The sequence below is a fragment of the Paenibacillus pinisoli genome (genome assembly GCF_003605435.1).
In the GTDB taxonomy this organism is placed as follows: Bacteria; Bacillota; Bacilli; order Paenibacillales; family Paenibacillaceae; genus Pristimantibacillus; species Pristimantibacillus pinisoli.
Genome location: NZ_QXQB01000001.1, coordinates 767,341 through 783,832 on the forward strand (window position 1 = coordinate 767,341; position 16,492 = coordinate 783,832).

Annotated in this window: 13 protein-coding genes; all 13 read right to left on the bottom strand. The window is 54.4% G+C overall.

The features are described 5' to 3' along the window. Positions 1-9: 9 nt before the first annotated feature. Entirely contained in the window at positions 10-1,443 is a 1,434-nt protein-coding gene (gene murD / locus D3P09_RS03810; protein WP_120107336.1) for a UDP-N-acetylmuramoyl-L-alanine--D-glutamate ligase, read from the bottom strand. A 75-nt stretch (positions 1,444-1,518) separates the two neighbouring features. Continuing rightward, positions 1,519-2,475 (bottom strand): phospho-N-acetylmuramoyl-pentapeptide-transferase, encoded by a 957-nt coding sequence (mraY, locus tag D3P09_RS03815; protein WP_120107338.1) that lies wholly within the window; start codon positions 2,473-2,475, stop codon positions 1,519-1,521. Positions 2,476-2,479: 4 nt separating this feature from the next. Then, the gene (locus tag D3P09_RS03820; RefSeq protein ID WP_120108492.1) at positions 2,480-3,892 is read right to left on the bottom strand and encodes a UDP-N-acetylmuramoyl-tripeptide--D-alanyl-D-alanine ligase; all 1,413 of its coding nucleotides are present in this window, start codon (positions 3,890-3,892) and stop codon (positions 2,480-2,482) included. Further along, positions 3,892-5,379, bottom strand: a complete 1,488-nt coding sequence (locus D3P09_RS03825) for a UDP-N-acetylmuramoyl-L-alanyl-D-glutamate--2,6-diaminopimelate ligase (protein ID WP_120107340.1) — start codon at positions 5,377-5,379, stop codon at positions 3,892-3,894. The genes D3P09_RS03820 and D3P09_RS03825 overlap by 1 nt, the downstream gene beginning before the upstream one ends. A 77-nt stretch (positions 5,380-5,456) precedes the next feature. Beyond that, on the bottom strand, positions 5,457-7,397 hold the full coding sequence (locus D3P09_RS03830; protein WP_120107342.1) for a stage V sporulation protein D: 1,941 nt from the start codon (positions 7,395-7,397) through the stop codon (positions 5,457-5,459). 105 nt (positions 7,398-7,502) lie between these two features. Continuing rightward, positions 7,503-9,830, bottom strand: a complete 2,328-nt coding sequence (locus D3P09_RS03835) for a penicillin-binding transpeptidase domain-containing protein (protein ID WP_120107344.1) — start codon at positions 9,828-9,830, stop codon at positions 7,503-7,505. An 11-nt stretch (positions 9,831-9,841) separates the two neighbouring features. After that, positions 9,842-10,243 (bottom strand): cell division protein FtsL, encoded by a 402-nt coding sequence (gene ftsL, locus D3P09_RS03840; RefSeq protein ID WP_120107346.1) that lies wholly within the window; start codon positions 10,241-10,243, stop codon positions 9,842-9,844. 19 nt (positions 10,244-10,262) lie between these two features. Beyond that, the gene (gene rsmH / locus D3P09_RS03845; RefSeq protein WP_120107348.1) at positions 10,263-11,216 is read right to left on the bottom strand and encodes a 16S rRNA (cytosine(1402)-N(4))-methyltransferase RsmH; all 954 of its coding nucleotides are present in this window, start codon (positions 11,214-11,216) and stop codon (positions 10,263-10,265) included. A gap of 47 nt (positions 11,217-11,263) precedes the next feature. Further along, positions 11,264-11,701: a division/cell wall cluster transcriptional repressor MraZ gene (gene mraZ / locus D3P09_RS03850; protein WP_120107350.1), complete on the bottom strand. Its 438-nt coding sequence runs from the start codon at positions 11,699-11,701 to the stop codon at positions 11,264-11,266. A 227-nt stretch (positions 11,702-11,928) separates the two neighbouring features. Beyond that, on the bottom strand, positions 11,929-13,191 hold the full coding sequence (locus D3P09_RS03855) for an adenosylhomocysteinase (protein WP_120107352.1): 1,263 nt from the start codon (positions 13,189-13,191) through the stop codon (positions 11,929-11,931). 29 nt (positions 13,192-13,220) lie between these two features. Further along, entirely contained in the window at positions 13,221-14,864 is a 1,644-nt protein-coding gene (gene bshC / locus D3P09_RS03860; protein WP_243643891.1) for a bacillithiol biosynthesis cysteine-adding enzyme BshC, read from the bottom strand. A gap of 167 nt (positions 14,865-15,031) precedes the next feature. Beyond that, complete coding sequence (locus D3P09_RS03865) at positions 15,032-15,430, bottom strand: DUF3397 domain-containing protein (RefSeq protein ID WP_120107354.1); 399 nt, start codon at positions 15,428-15,430, stop codon at positions 15,032-15,034. 14 nt (positions 15,431-15,444) lie between these two features. Further along, on the bottom strand, positions 15,445-16,416 hold the full coding sequence (locus D3P09_RS03870) for a ketopantoate reductase family protein (RefSeq protein ID WP_120107356.1): 972 nt from the start codon (positions 16,414-16,416) through the stop codon (positions 15,445-15,447). Positions 16,417-16,492 lie beyond the last annotated feature (76 nt).

Genomic DNA, 16,492 nt, shown 5'->3' on the forward strand with positions numbered 1-16,492 from the left:
GCCCCCTACTTACAAGGTATGCGCCGATTGCTTAAAAATGCTCCCTCTCTGCTCATAGGATGCAAACATGTCCCAGCTTGCGCATGCAGGCGACAGCAGGACAGTATCTCCCGGCTCCGCCAGCGCGGCCGCTTGGCGCACGGCTTCCCTAAGCGTGCTTTCGGCGTCACTCTCATCGTTCACCGAATGGGCATTGGCTAAACCTGCCAGCTCCGCAACGCGAATAAGCTTCTCCTTCGTCTGGCCCAGCGCTACCAGGCCTTTCAAATTCCGGAATACGGGCAGCAGCTCCATATAATCGGAGCCTCTATCAAGTCCGCCGGCTACTAGCACGATCGGCCCTTTAAGCGAGCGGACCGACATTGTAGTCGCCGTTGAATTGGTCGCTTTGGAATCATTGAAGAATTTTACGCCGTTCAGCTCGCGGACGAACTCCAGACGATGCTCGACGCCTTTGAATCGCTCCAGCGGCTCCGCCAGCCCCTCAGGAGGAGCTCCGGCTGCAAGCGCCGCTGCAATAGCCGCAAGCGCATTGGCTGTGTTATGCCGTCCCGGAATGCCCAGCATGTCAACCGGCATAATGACGGCCTCGCCGCCGCCTGCAGAAGCCGGACGCCGGTATACAATGAACCGTCTCGGCTCTCCAGCTCCGTCAGCCAGTTGCTCCCGGCTGTATGGAGGCTCGACGCATACCCCCGTCTCCAGCCGTTCATACAAGGAAAACGGCAGCACATCAGCAGACATTCCTGCCGCAATGGACCGGCACGTTGCGTCATCCCAATTCAGCACGGCAGTATCGCCGCTTGCCTGATTGGCGAACAGCTTGCGCTTGGAAGCGGCGTAATCCTCCATATCGCCGTGATAGTCCAGATGCGTCTCTGCGAGATTCAGCAGGAGCGCGATTCGCGGACGGAAGGCGGAGGTGCCCTTCAATTGGAAGCTGCTAAGCTCTGCGACGATCCAACCGTCCTGCTCCGCCTCCCCCACGGCATCGCATAGAGGCAAGCCGATATTCCCCGCGACGATGGGCTTCATGCCCGCCGCCTCCAGAAGCTCGCCGATAAGCGTTGTTGTGGTCGTTTTGCCATTGGACCCTGTAATACCGATGATTGGAGCGGGAGAAAGCCAGTAGGCCGCCTCTACCTCCGTAATCACTTCTACCCCGCGCTCAAGCGCTTGACGCACCGGCGGAGCCGTATAGGGAATACCCGGATTTTTGACCAGCAGGGCCGTCCTGTCATCGATCAGATCGTCCGGATGGTAGCCGCATAGCACAGAAATGCCCAAAGCGGTCAATTCGTCCGCTTCGGGACATGTCTCCTTCTTATCATTAACGAAAACGTCAGCGCCGAGCTTGTGGAACAGCTTCGCAACGCTGACCCCGCTTCTGGCCAGACCCAAAATTACGACTCGTTTGTCACGATAGGTTGACGGATGATTCATAGCGACATCCCTTTCTATGGATGCAGGAAGCGGCTCTCCGTGCGAGAACCGCCCCTTGCGTAATAATGTTAGTTGTTAGATGACGAACATAATGCCAACCGCGGCAAACAGCAGCCCGACCAGCCAGAACACTGTTACGACCTTCCACTCGGACCAGCCGACAAGCTCGAAGTGATGATGGATCGGGCTCATCTTGAAGATGCGCTTGCCTCTCGTCTTGAACGAAGTGACCTGAATGATAACCGACAGCATCTCCAGTACAAAGACGCCGCCGATCACAATCAGCAGAAGCTCTGTCTTGGTCAGGATCGCGACAGCGGCAATGCCGCCGCCAATGCCCAGAGATCCCATGTCGCCCATGAACACCTTCGCCGGATGCGCGTTGAATACCAGAAACCCTAGCACAGCGCCTATCATTGCTGCCGAGAATACGGCAGATTCATGCGCGGATGTCTGCAGAGCTACAATCGTGAATGCGCCGAAGGCAATCGCGCTTGTCCCCGCCAGCAAGCCATCGAGACCGTCTGTGAAATTGACGGAGTTGCTGGCCGCGAACATGATAATGACAACCAGCGGATAGTAGAACCAGCCCAGATCAAAGCCCCAGGACGTGCCCGGCACCGTGATCTCCGTGCTATGGTTCATATTATAGAGCATGGCGCAGACGATAATGGAGAATAGAAGCTGCCCGAACAGCTTCTGCCTCGCTGTAAGGCCAAGCGATCTCTTGAACACAATTTTGATATAGTCATCCAAAAACCCGACAAGCCCAAAGCCGAGCGATGCCGTCAGCAGCACCCAGAATTCAGGCGTTTTGTCCGCGAAACGGATGAATGCAATCATAAGGGCGATCATGATGATAATGCCGCCCATCGTAGGCGTGCCGCCCTTCTTCAGGTGGCTCTGCGGTCCCTCCGTGCGGATCTGCTGGCCGAACTTCAGTCGACGAAGCAGAGGAATGAACAATGGTCCGAGCAATACTGCTAGCAAGAATGAAGCGCCTATCGAAAATAAAATGACCATCATGTCCATATCCTCACCTCTTCTCCAAAGCTTGGACAACCTGCTCCATTTGCATTCCTCTTGAGCCTTTTACAAGGACAAGATCCTCTGGCTGGAGCTGCTCCCGAACCCAATTCATGAGTTCTTGCTTATCTTCGAAATGCCGGACATAGCCGGCTTCAGCCGCTTGCGGCAATTGGCTTGCGGCAGCTTCCGACGTCAGCGCCGAAAGCGGGCCGAATGTGATGACGGCCTCCGCTTTGCCTTCCGATATATATTCGCCAATCTCCCGGTGCAGGGAGGCCTCTTCCGGACCCAGGTCCAGCATATCGCCCAGCACGATCCATCTGCGGCCGAAGCCGCCAAGTCCGCTTACCAGGTCGATAGCGGCTCGCACCGCTGTAGGGTTGGCGTTATAGGCATCGTTAAGTATAGTCGCCCCGTTGTAGGCTTTCGACGGTTCGATGCGCATGCCGGTCAGCTTCAGCCCTTGGAAGCCTAATGCTATGTTTTCGGCTTTGACGCCGAATACGCGGGCAGCTGCGATTGCAGCAAGCGCATTGCTAATATTATGACGGCCCGGAGTGGAAATATGAAGCTTTTCCATTCCTGTATCCGTATCTTTGTAACGGGCGCTGAAGGTGCTTCCGTCAGGCTCAAGCGCAATATGGTCTGCCGACCATTCGTTGCCCCTGTCCAGCCCGAATGTGCGAAGCGTAATGCCTTCTGGCAAATATGTCGATTTAAGCCCTTCATGCAGAAGCGGCTCGTCGCCATTGAACAGCAGAATGCCGCCTTCGCCAAGGCCGGCCGTAATTTCAAGCTTCGCCTTCGCAATTCCGCTGCGGGAGCCTAGCTGCAGCATATGGGCCTCGCCGATATTCGTAATGATAGCCACGTCAGGCTGTGCAATCTTGGTCAGCAGCTCGATCTCGCCGAAGCCGCTCATGCCCATCTCCAGCACGGCAACCTCCGTGTCCTCGTCCATTTTCAGAATGGTAAGCGGCAGTCCGATATGATTGTTCAAGTTCCCTTCCGTCTTCAACACAGTATACTGGGTGCCTAGCAGCGCAGCTGTCATGTCCTTCGTCGTGGTCTTGCCATTGCTGCCGGTAATGCCGATTACGCGCGCCATTAGCTCGCTGCGGTAAGCGGCGGCGAGTGTCTGCAATCCCTCCAAGGTATCCTTGACGAGCAAGAACGGAAGATGGGCGAGCGCAGCCGGAATCTCCCTGCCACGCTGCCACATGATCGCCTTCGCTCCGCTGGCGACAGCCTGCTCCACATAGTCATGGCCATCGAATCGGTCGCCGACCAGCGGCACGAACAACTCGCCGCTTCCCGCCAGTCTGCTATCTGTCATTATACCGCTGATCATATCTTCCGGGCGGCCGCCCTTGCGCGCTACGCCGCACATCGACGCGAGCTGCCCTACTGTCCGTTTTATCAATGTAATAGTCCCCTTATAGCTTCTTTTGCTTCTATTCGATCATCGAAAGGATAGACGCTCCCTCCGACAAGTTGGTAGGTTTCGTGACCTTTCCCCGCAATCAATACTACATCGCCTTGGCTTGCCATTTCAACCGCTTTTTGAATCGCGGCGCGGCGATCTGGTATTAATAGGTAGCGCGAAGGGTCAATCCGCTCTTCGATCAGCCCCGCTGCGATGTCCGCCATAATCCTGACCGGGTCCTCCGTCCTCGGATTATCTGACGTGACGATGACCTTATCCGCATACCGGGCTGCAATCTTGCCCATAAGCGGCCGCTTGGTCCGGTCGCGGTCTCCCCCGCAGCCGAATACGCATATGATGCGATTGTCCGCGAACTCCTGTACCGCACGAAGCACATTCTCGAGACCGTCCGGCGTATGCGCATAATCGACAACAACGGAGAAGGGCTGCCCTTCCTCTACGCTCTCCACCCGCCCCGGAACGCCGGGAATGGATTCCAGCGAAGCCTTGATATCCTCCAGCCCGATGCCTTCGATCAACGCGGCCGAGATGGCTGCCAGCGCGTTGTACACATTGAATTTGCCTGGCAAGCGAAGCCGGATATCGGCTTCTCCACGGAATGTCTTTACATGGAAGAAAGTACCTCTGGCTGTTACCTTTATGCCAGTCGCACGCACATCCGCTTCCCGCTCCGTGCCATAAGTGATCACTTCAGCGGACGTGAGCATCCCGAAGCGTGCCGAAGCGTCATCGTCGGCATTCAGCACGGCGTAGGAGCGCTCCTCTGCCGTCTGCGAGTAAGCATTGCCAAGTCTTGCGAAAAACAATCCCTTCGCATCGGCATATTGCTCCATCGTGCCGTGGTAATCCAGATGGTCCTGGGTTAGATTGGTGAACACCGCCGTCCGGAACCGGCACCCCTTCACTCTGCCCTGCTCCAGCGCATGCGAAGATACCTCCATTGCGCAATAGCGCACGCCCGCATCCCGCATCTCGCCGAGCTGCCGCTGCAGCTCGTGCGCATCCGGCGTCGTCCCTTTCATCGGGAATGCCTTGCCGCCGTAGCGCCATTCGATTGTGCCGATGACGCCGGCACGCTGCCCTTGGTCATTCAATATTTTTTCTATTAAATAAGTCGTAGTCGTCTTGCCGTTTGTGCCCGTCACGCCGATCAGCTTGATGCGCTCGCTTGGATGGGCATAGACATGATCCGCGATAATGGCGGTAGCGAGCCGGCTGTCCTTGACGATCAGCTGCGGCACATCGAACTCCAGAAGCCTCTCGGTGACGATGGCAGCCGCCCCCTTGCGCACGGCTTCCTCCGCATAGGCGTGGCCGTCCACTGTCAGTCCGGGTACGCACAGGAACAGCTGCCCGGGCTTCACCAGCCTCGAATCCTTCTCAATCCCGCTAAACTTTGTCTCTCCGTCCCCTACTAAACGAGCTGTAATGAGCAAATCCGTAAGATCGCGCAGACGCATCTCCTTCAATCCTCCCTCGAATACTCTGACGGAATACTATATGCCGCCCAGAGCAAACGCGTTAACAGGAGGATAGCTTAATGCGAGTGAGGGATATCCTCTTCATCGCCCAGATAGATGCGGATCGTGGAACCCCGATCGACCCGCGTGCCAGCCGCAGGCGCCTGGCGAATGACGACTTTGCCTGTACCGGCGGAGGATAGATTAAAGTTCATATTCAGATCTTCATACAGATCGGAGACGCTTTTTCCAATTAAATTGGGAACGGTGACGATTGGCGTCTCGCCGTACTTGTACAGACGGTCAATCTGCTTCTCGCGAGGCGGGATGTCCAGAATGGTAAGCGCGTCTTCCATAATATTGCGGACGATCGGCGCCGCGACGATACCGCCGAACTGGATGCCTTGCGGATTATCCACGGCGACATAGACGACAACCTTAGGATCATCCGCAGGCGCAAAGCCGATGAACGATACAATATGCTCGTTCGGCGAATAACGCCCGTTCACAACCTTCTGGGCTGTTCCTGTCTTGCCGCCAACGCGGTAGCCGTCAATAAAAGCATTGCGTCCCGTCCCCTTGGCGACGACACTCTCCAGCGCTTCGCGCACCTCGCGTGACGTTTCCTCAGAGATAACCTGCCGTACCGCCTCCGGCTCCATCGTCTGTACGACCTGCCCGCTTTCGCGGTTAATAAATGCCTTTGCCACATGCGGCTTGTAGAGTGTACCGCCGTTAATGGCGGCGGACACCGCCGCAACCTGCTGGATCGGCGTGACCGATACGCCTTGGCCGAATGCTGTAGTCGCCAGCTCGACCGGCCCCACTTGGCTCAGCTTGAACAGGATGCCGTTCTCCTCGCCGCCGATATCGATGCCTGTTTTGGTGCCAAAACCAAAATCCTTAATATATTGGAACAGCGTATCCTTGCCCAGCCTGTTGCCTAATGCGACAAAGCCCGGGTTGCAGGAATTCTCCACTACCTCCAGAAACGTCTGGCTTCCGTGGCCGCCCTTCTTCCAGCAGCGCAGTCTCGCTCCCCCGATTTCTACCGCACCAGGGTCGAAAAAACGCTCGTTTTTCAAATCCACTTTGTTTTCTTCCAGTGCCGCAGCCAGTGTAATGATCTTAAAGGTAGATCCCGGCTCGTACGTCATCCATATCGGCAAATTGCGATTATACACTTCGGATGGGACTTCCTTGTACTTATCGGGCTCATACGTTGGACGGCTGGCCATGCCAAGTATCTCTCCATTGCTCGGATCCATCGCAATCGCAATAATGCTGTCTGCCTGCAGCGACGTCATCGCCTGATCGAGCTCCCGCTCCATGACGGTCTGAATCTCTTGGTCGATCGTCAGTTGAAGCGTCAACCCCTCCCTCGGCTCAACGTACATATCTGAGGAATTAGGCATTTGGCGTCCAGCAGCGTCAGACAACCATGATACATTGCCCTGGATGCCGCTTAGCATCTCGTTATACTTGGATTCCACACCCGTAAGCCCTTGGTTGTCAATACCCGTAAAACCAAGGAGATGGGCAGCCAAGCTGCCATAAGGATAGAATCGCTTGTTATCCTCTGCCACGACAATACCGGGCAAATTAAGTCCCTGAACTTCATCAGCCTTCTCCAGCGTAATCTTCCTGCCGCCGGGTGCCAGCTTCACGATCATTCTTTTGGTTTTGAGCTTTGTCAAGATACTCTCCTGCGGCATATCAAGCAGCCGGGACAATGTTGCAGCCGTCTCCTCGTGATTCTTCACCTGCACGGGAATGGCCCACACCGTCGGAGAGCTGATATTATAGGCAAGCTGAACGCCATTGCGATCCCAGATCTCGCCGCGCTTGGCGACGTACGGAATATCCCGCCGCCATGAGTTCTCTGCCTTCTCCGCCAGCTCCGTGCCTTTCCATAGCTGAACATAAGCAAGCCGGATTCCCAGCGCAATGAACGCAACGCCCGCAAGGATCAGCACAATGAACAACCGCCGTCTAACCGTCACATTAGATACTTTCATTCCAATACCCCCTTGTACCGCCGCTTGGCAACGAGCATACGCTAACGCTCATTCCCAGCCTATTCGGGACAAGGGGGGGATATGACAAGCTATTGAACCTGCATGCTAATTTTCGCCGACATGCTGGATGTCGATCGTCTCCGGCGTGCCGCTTGCCGTATCTGGCGGATCGTCTCCGCCGCTGCCGGCGGAGTCGCCTGAGCCATCGCCGCCTTCTCCTTCGCCGGAATCCGTGCCAGCGGAATCATCCGTATCATTCGGGTCAGGCGGGACGTAATCTTCCGAGCCGATTGGAGGGGACAGCTTCACCCGGATAATCCGCTCGCCATTTTTCTCCTCCACCTTCTGCGAGATGACGAAGCCTGATCCTTCGGTTACGAGCTTCGCCCCAATTAGCGAGGACAGCTCAAGCGCATCCCTCAGCGAGACGCCGGTCAAGTCCGGCACCGGAATTTTATCCAGTTGCTCCGTAATGAGATAAAGGCGCTGAGTTGGATGTACCAGGGAGCCCGCTGCCGGAATCTGCGCAACGACCGTACCGCCGTTGCCAACGATCTCGAATGGAATCGCTTTGGCTTTCAATTGCGCTTTGGCCTTCGAGATATTGGCATCCTTCATATCCGGAACTTTCACTTTGACTTCCTTCGTCTCGGAATCCTCATGCGGCACCCAGTTAGGGGCTACGCCCATCTTGCGCAAGCTCTTCAGCACAATCTCGCGGAAGGCTGGCGCCGCTACCGTACCGCCGCCCACATTCGGGCTGTTCGGTTCGTCGACGGCAATATACAGGACGATCTTCGGATTGTCGACCGGCGCATAGCCGATGAAGGACACCATGAATTTTTCCTTCGAATATTTGCCGTTAATGAACTTCTGGGCTGTACCCGTCTTGCCCGCCACACGATAACCTTCGATATAAGCGTTTTTGCCTGTGCCGATTTCTTGGTCAGAAACAACCTGCTCCAAATATTCGCCTACTTGGCGGGAGGTTTGCTCCGAGATGACCCTTCTGACCATCTTCGGCTCCGTCACCTTTGTCGTTTTGGTGTTCGGGTCTGTAATGCTCTTGATGATATGCGGCTCCATCAGCTTGCCGCCGTTCGCCACCGCCGCAACAGCCGCCACCTGCTGAATCGCCGTTACGGCGACGCCTTGCCCGAATGAAGCTGCGGCAATTTCACTGTTATACTGGAAACGAATGGAGCCAGTCGCTTCATTCGTCAACTCAATGCCTGTCTTCTGGCCGAAGCCAAAGCGAGTAAAGTAATCACGCAAGCGCTCCGCCCCCAGACGCTCCAAGCCTAGTTTAATGAACGCAACGTTACTGGACAATTTCAAGCCTTTCAGGAAGGAGATTGTACCCCAGCCGTCCAGATTATGGTCGCGAATGACGACCGTGTCGCCAGGAACTCTATAACTGCCGGATTTATAATCTTCTTCTGGATTAAAGAGCCCCTCTTCCACCGCCGCAGCAAGCGTAGCAATCTTAAACGTAGATCCCGGCTCGTAAAGCGAGCCGACCGCGTGGTTGTACATATTCTCATAAGGAGATTTCCAATATTCATTCGGGTCATACTCCGGCATATTGGCCATCGCCAATATCTCCCCTGTATTCGGATCGGCCGCGATTGCCGTGGCGCTCTTAGGCTGATATTTCTTCACGATTTCACGCATCGCTTCCTCGACGTAATCCTGGATTTCATTGTCGATCGTCAATGTAATATCGCTGCCGTCCAGCGCTTGCTGGAATTCAACCTCACCCTTGGCGAGCTGAACGCGCGCGCCGTCCTTCTCATAACGGAAGAACCCGTCTACTCCGGTTAAGCGGTCATTGAAATAAGCTTCTACACCGGTCATTTTCTCACGGTCGAGACTGACGTAGCCTACCAGTTGCGAAGCTAGCGTCTTGCGCGGGTAATAGCGTTTCAGTGTCTCGGTGATCATAATGCCCGTGTCGGCGCCCAATTTTTTGTCTATCAATTCCGTCTTCAATTCCTCGCGGAACTCTGCGAGCTTGTCCGCCAGCGCCTTCTCGATCTGCAGGCCGCCATTGCGAAGCTCTCTATGGGCAAAATATACCCCTTCATCATTTTTGGCGGTCACGACCTCACGCGCAGCGCTCTCCGGGATGCCCAGCGATTCTGATAACCCTTTAATTACCTCCTCTGCTATGCCTAGATTGTCTATTAATCTCGGGTTAACCGAAACATTGTATGCGATAGTGTCCATAGCCAGAACGTTGCCGTTCCGGTCTGTAATCGTCCCCCTCTTCGCCGTCAGAGTCTCTGCTGCTGCCCAGCGATTTTTCGCCATCGCATAGTATGTATCTCTGTCTATGACCTGCACATAATAGATTCTTCCAATGAGAACGAGAAAAAGGAGGGTCATTACCCCTCCGAACAACAACGTGCGCAATTTAATCCGTTTACTCATAATGTCACACCCTATTCATGCAAAGCTATGCTGGGATTGACGCTGTCCTTCTTCACCATGATGCCGTTATCCGAGTTGTTCACCATGCCTTGCGATTCTGCAAGCTTGCGAATACGTTCCGGATCGTTCAGCATCTCCACCTGCCGCTTTAGCTCCGCCAGCTCTACATTCAGCGTCTGGTGCTCTGTGTTCATTTGTTTAATATGGAGATTCATATCATAGATGTGCGCGTAACGAGAAATTATAATACCGGCTACGACAACACAGACGATAACCGTGAACAAATACAAGAGCTTCTCCTTTACAGGCAATGACTTGCGTTTGATGACAACTTTCTTTGTTTCGCGAATAACTTCTTTCTGTTCCGGCTTTCGCTTCGGTTGAAGCGCCAGATTACCATTAACGTACGCCACTAGCAGATATCCCCCTCTTTTACCCCAGCTTCTGGGCTATTCTCAGCTTGGCCGACCTTGCTCTCGGATTGTCCTCCAGCTCCGCCTCGCCAGGCAGAATCGGCTTGCGGTTAATTAATTTAAGCGTTCCTTTGTTGCCGCATACACATAGCGGAAAGTCCGGCGGACAGGTGCACTTCTCCACATACTTGGCGAATATCTGCTTGCAGATCCGATCCTCCAAGGAGTGGAAGGTGATAACGGAAGCTCTCCCCTCGGGAGCGAGGCATCTGACCGCCTGCTCCAGCGCTTCCTCTTCCGCGCCCAGCTCATCGTTCACTGCGATACGCAGCGCCTGGAAGGATCTCTTCGCCGGATGGCCTCCTGTTCTGCGCGTTGCAGCCGGGATGGATACCTTGATCAGCTCCGCCAGCTCGCCCGTCTGCTCAATCGGCGCTTGCTGCCGGGCCTTCACGATATTTTTGGCAATATTGCGAGCGAACTTCTCCTCGCCGTACCGGTCCAGGATTCGCGCAATCTCCCGCTCATCCCATGTGTTCACGATTTCATGAGCCGTCAAGTCGCTCTCCCTGTCCATTCTCATGTCCAGCGGCGCGTCATGATTGTAGCTGAAGCCTCTCTCCGCTTCATCCAGCTGCGGACTGGATACGCCGAGATCGAACAAGATGCCGTCTACCTGCGGCACGCCTTCCTTCATCGGCACATCGCATCCCCGAAGCTCCTGCTCCAGGTAGCGGAAGTTGCTTCGCACCAGCGTTACTTTATCGATATAAGGGGCAAGCCTCTTGCGCGCATTATCCAGCGCCCAGTCGTCCTGGTCGAATGCGATCAACCGTCCTCCTGCACCAAGGCGGGACGCAATCAGCTCGCTATGTCCCGCTCCTCCAAGCGTGCAATCGACGTAGATGCCGTCCGGCTTAATCGCCAGGCCGTCAACCGCTTCCTCCAATAACACGGTTTTATGCTGAAACACGCTTTTGTCCTCCCATTTCTATTGTCCATCCTGATGTCGGATCAATCTTAAAAGTTAAAGTCAAAATCAACCAGCTTCTCGGCAATTTCATTGAAGGTCTGCTCCGATTGCTCGTAGTAGCCCTCCCAGGTCTGCTTGCTCCAGATCTCCACTCGGCTGGATACCCCCAGCACCATGCAGTCCTTGTCAAGCTTCGCATATTCGCGCAGATGGCTTGGTATATTTACCCTTCCCTGTTTGTCCAGCTCGCATTCCGTCGCGCCGGAGAAAAAAAACCGGGTGAAAGCGCGCGCATCGGACTTCATAAGCGGCAGCGACTTCAGCTTCTGCTCCAGTACGCTCCATTCGCTCATAGGGTAGACGAATAAGCAATTGTCCAGGCCTCGTGTAGCGATAAAGGATGAACCGAGCGAGTCGCGGAATTTCGAAGGAATAATAATACGCCCCTTCTCATCGATGCTATGTTGATATTCACCCATAAACATGATGCCGCTCCACCCCTTCCCCCAAACGCTCCACTTTGCCCCACTTTTCCCCACCTAGATACTGTAGTTCGCCACCTAAAATAAAAATCCTGCTCCAAGAGCAGGATTTTTGAAAATTAATTTATTCTATTAATCATCTATTCCTAGCCATCTCATAAAGGCTGGTTCTAAAGGTCTAAGTACTGCCCCGCACCCCTGCAAATGGACCTACAGGAACATTAGCCGCATTAATGATCTGTCCAGCTGTCCAAGTAAGCGATTTGCTCTGGCGAGAGCTTGTCGATGCCAAGGCCAAGCGATTCCAGCTTCAGTCTGGCCACTTGCTCATCCAGATCGTAAGGAACGTTCACCACTTGGCTTCCGATAGACTGGAACTGATCATTCACATACTTCAGAGACAGCGCCTGAAGCGCAAATGTCGTATCCATAATCTCGGCAGGATGGCCATCGCCGGCAGCCAGGTTGACAAGGCGGCCTTCAGCCAGCAGATAGATGTTGCGTCCGTCCTCCATCTTGAACTCCTCAATGTTGCGGCGAACGGTGCGCTTGCTGGTGGACAACGCCTCCAGCTCCACCTTGTTCACTTCCACATCGAAGTGGCCTGCATTGGAGAGGATGGCTCCATCCTTCATTACTTTGTAATGCTCGCCGCGAATAACGTCGCGATTGCCAGTCACCGTTACGAACATATCGCCATGCTTGGCTGCTTCTTGCATCGGCATAACTGCAAATCCGTCCATATAGGCTTCTACCGCCTTAATGGCATCAATCTCGGTTACGATTACAGTAGCGCCAAGGCCTTTCGCGCGCATGGCCACGCCTTTGCCGCACCAGCCGTAGCCAACGACAACAACGGTTTTGCCGGCTACGACGAGATTCGTCGTGCGGTTAATGCCATCAAATACGGACTGGCCTGTACCATAGCGGTTGTCGAACAAGTATTTGCAATAGGCGTCATTAACGGCTACCATCGGGAAGCTCAGCGAGCCTTCCTTCTGGAGCGCCTTCAGGCGGATAATGCCGGTAGTCGTCTCTTCCGCGCCGCCGCGAAGATTAACGCCAAGCTCACGGCATTCGGTATGAAGCAGCGTCACAAGGTCGCCGCCGTCATCGATAATCAGATCCGGCTTCGATTCCAATGCCTTAATATTCAGCGCCTTGAACTCTTCAGGCGTTGGGTTATACTTGGCGAATACGGTAATGCCGTCTTCCACAAGCGCTGCACACACATCGTCCTGGGTGGACAATGGATTGCTGCCTGTGATCGTCACATCCGCTCCGCCCGCTTGAACCACTTTCGCCAAATATGCCGTCTTCGCTTCAAGATGAAGACAAATCGTTACTTTCAGCCCTTTGAACGGCTGCTCCTTCTGGAACTGCTCTTTGATCTTGTTCAATACCGGCATATGAGCGCTAGCCCAATCAATCTTCAGATGCCCTTCCGGCGCAAGCGACGGATCAGCGATAATGCTTCTCTCCAATTGGCTCACAGTGATTCCCTCCAATAAATTTCATTCACTCACAAATATACAATTTCATGTCCGCCTGTGCGGTCATACGGCGCTTCCAGAAGCTTGCCCAGCCAGGCATCGCCATAGCGGTTCCAATAGCCGACCATCGACAGCACGCGCTCCTGCGGCTTATTCGCCGGCAGAATGGAAGCCGCAATGCGGTCAAGTTGTCTGATTGACGCCTCGAATTGCTTGTTGTAAGCATCTACCGTTTTGGATTCCATGTAGCTGATCTGCTCCAGAATCTTGGTCATATTGGTCTCGCCAAGCTTGGCCAGGCCAGCCTGAACGGATGCCGCCATATCCACTAGCGGCTTATACATATCTTCGAACGTTGCTTTGACCGCGCCGAATTTCTCCTCAATCGCAAGTCCGTCCTGTTCCTTCAGCCATGCATCCTTGCGGGCATCGAAACGCTCCATCACATCAGCGAAGGAAAGCTCGTACTTGGCCATGTTCTTGGCGATTGTTCCTTCAATTAAGGTATAGGACATACGCGGCACAATAATCGGCATCTCCATGCCGAGCGTGCGGAAGGCCTCGCCTGTCAGCGCCCAATAGGCAATCTCCCCGGGACCAAGCACTGTGCCGAGCACCGGGAACAAATAATCCTGCATCAAAGGGCGTGTAAGCACGTTGTTGCTCAGCAGCTCCGGCTGCTCATCCGCAAAGTGCAGCAGCTCATCCGCGGACCAGGCGGATAACCCCTTCCGATCCTGGAAGGAACCCTCCTTCTTATGGAGCAATGTCCGCTCTCCGCCCTTCTCCGGGTGGAACAGGAACAGATTCGCGCTTCCCGGCACGACATCAGCCTGCAGCGTGTAGCCAAGCGACTTCACTTTGCCGGCAGCAGACAAGTAAGCCTGCTCCAGCTCGTCATTGCGCTCAATCAGCTTGCGGAACATCGGAGATTCCAATCTGCGCAGCTCTGGGCTGTCCGCGTCCAGCAGCACAAGTCCTTCCCCTCCGAACAGATGGCAAAGCAGCCCTGCGAACATATCCGACAACGATGACGATTGCTGAGATAAGCCAGCCAGCTTCTCCAGCAGAAGCGGCTTAAATTCGGAATGAGGCAGCGATTGCTCCAGCTCGGCAATCAATTGCTCCCAAGCCTCAGGCGCTACAGCTGTCCGGCTGACCGATGTTCTAGGGCCCTCAGGCCTTGCCGCCGCCAGCTTCTTGAGCTCTTGTTCTGCTGAAATCACATAAGCGTGATTCGCTTCATCCCAGTCATGATCTTCTCCTGCAATCCAGAAGACAGGCACAACCTTGGTTCCAAGCTGCTCGCTCGCTGACTTCGCCGCGTTAATAATGGAGACCGCTTTATGTATAACAAGAAGCGGCCCCGTCCAAAGCCCCGCTTGCTGCCCGCCGATCACAACCGGCGCCCCTTCGCTAATGGCAGCAATATTAGCCAGCGCTTCCTCTGATGCTCCCTGCTTCGCTTGATACGCGCGCAGGCTCTCCGCTACGTCAGCCGCATTCGCTCTTGCTGGAGCCAAGTCGCGCAATGTGCGGTAACGCCGCTCCCAATCTGATGCGGTGCCTGCATAATAACCGTATAATTCCTCGATTCTTGCATCCGACCGATGAATGTAAGCCTCCGTCAATGGTTGGGCAACGGGAAGACGATACGATTCTGTGGACATCATCAGCCAATCCTCCCTTATGTGCGATATTATGTTGAATGGGTCAGACGATCCGATACGGTACCCATGGTAAAAGTAACGCCAAAGTCATTGTACACAAAGAATGATGGGCCCGTCAAAGCAAAAAAGCCTCTGCGCGTCAGAGGCATTTCTTCTATATATAGTGTCCCTTATGCCACGGTAAAAATAAGCTTGCTCATCATAATGAGCATAAACACAAGGTATAATGCAGTTGTCGCAAAAAAACTTAGCCGCCAGATCGCCCGGAATACGCGCTTCACATCCACGCTGCCGCGCTTGCGGAATTGGGCGTTGCCCAGCAGTCCTCCCGCCAGAATCATGACCAGCAGTATGCCATACAGGCCAAAGGAGCTTTTAAACAACAAATTGAATAAAGCCGCTGCGCATAAAATAAAAAAGACCGTCGATACGTCCATTGCCATAATGAGCGCCTTTTTCCGGTTTTGGACAATCGCGCCGTAACCGAACAGAACGATCGCAAAAGGAAGAATCGGTATAACCGCGAGTGCCGCATAAACGATTTGTATGCTATTCCAGATCGCGCCCATGCTTGTCCCCTCTCTTAATGCTTCTGTGATGCGTAAGATTCCACGATTGCCGCCATCGCTTCGTTCATTGGCGCATTCATTCCGTATGATGCAGCCAGCCTGGCCACAGCGCCATTAATAGCCCGAATCTCCGTCTCCCTGCCCGCGCGGACGTCCGCCAGCATAGAAGAGACATTGGCGCTTGTCCGGACGCATACGTCCAGCACCTGCGCCCAGCTGTCTCCCTGGTCCCTCATTCCTGCTCTTTTCAATATATCTGCCGTTTCATTATGTAATGCCCGCATTATATGTACACGCCGCTCATGCCTCGGGAGCTCGCCATTAGTCACATCGAAGATTGCAGTAAGCGGATTAATGACCGCGTTGATCAGCAATTTATGGAAAATCCGATTATTGATCTCTTTCGACAAGAAGGCCTGAAATCCTGCCTTTTGCAGAGATAATAGAAACTTTTTTTGAGATTTTGCGCGTTTTTCGTCAATCTCGGGGCAATTCTCGGCTCTATCGCCGATCCATAGCTCGCCTGTGCCGGCCAGCATGACTCTCCGCTCATCCTCGCGTTTGGCGCCCATTGTGGTAACAGCCGCATAGATTGGCACGCTTCCCAGTTCTGACGCCAGTCTCTCCAGGTGTCCGATCCCGTTCTGCAAGCATAATAAGGCAGTTCTTCCGCGTACCCCAGTCAACTCCCGAAGCAGCTCGATAAGCTCTTTGTCAATCGCCGTTTGTTTGACGGCTAGAATAATCCACGACTCCTCTTCTCCCTTGACCTTCTGAGCCAATACCCGAGGCCGGTGCAACGGCTCGCTCTGGACCCGAACCGTTCTGAAGTTCCCGTCTGTGTCGGTCAGCCCAATGCCCGCTTCCGTTATAAGAAGGCTTTGCCGCTCTGTCCGTGTCCATAGGGTCACGTCTTCTCCCGCCGCTGCGAGATTGGCCGCAAGCCATAATCCGATCGCGCCTCCGCCAATAACGTCGATATGCAAATTGAGCCCTCCTTCTGTCGCTTGTCCCCCGTATTATACACTTCGCCTATTTCACATGAAAAGCCCGCCGTCCGTG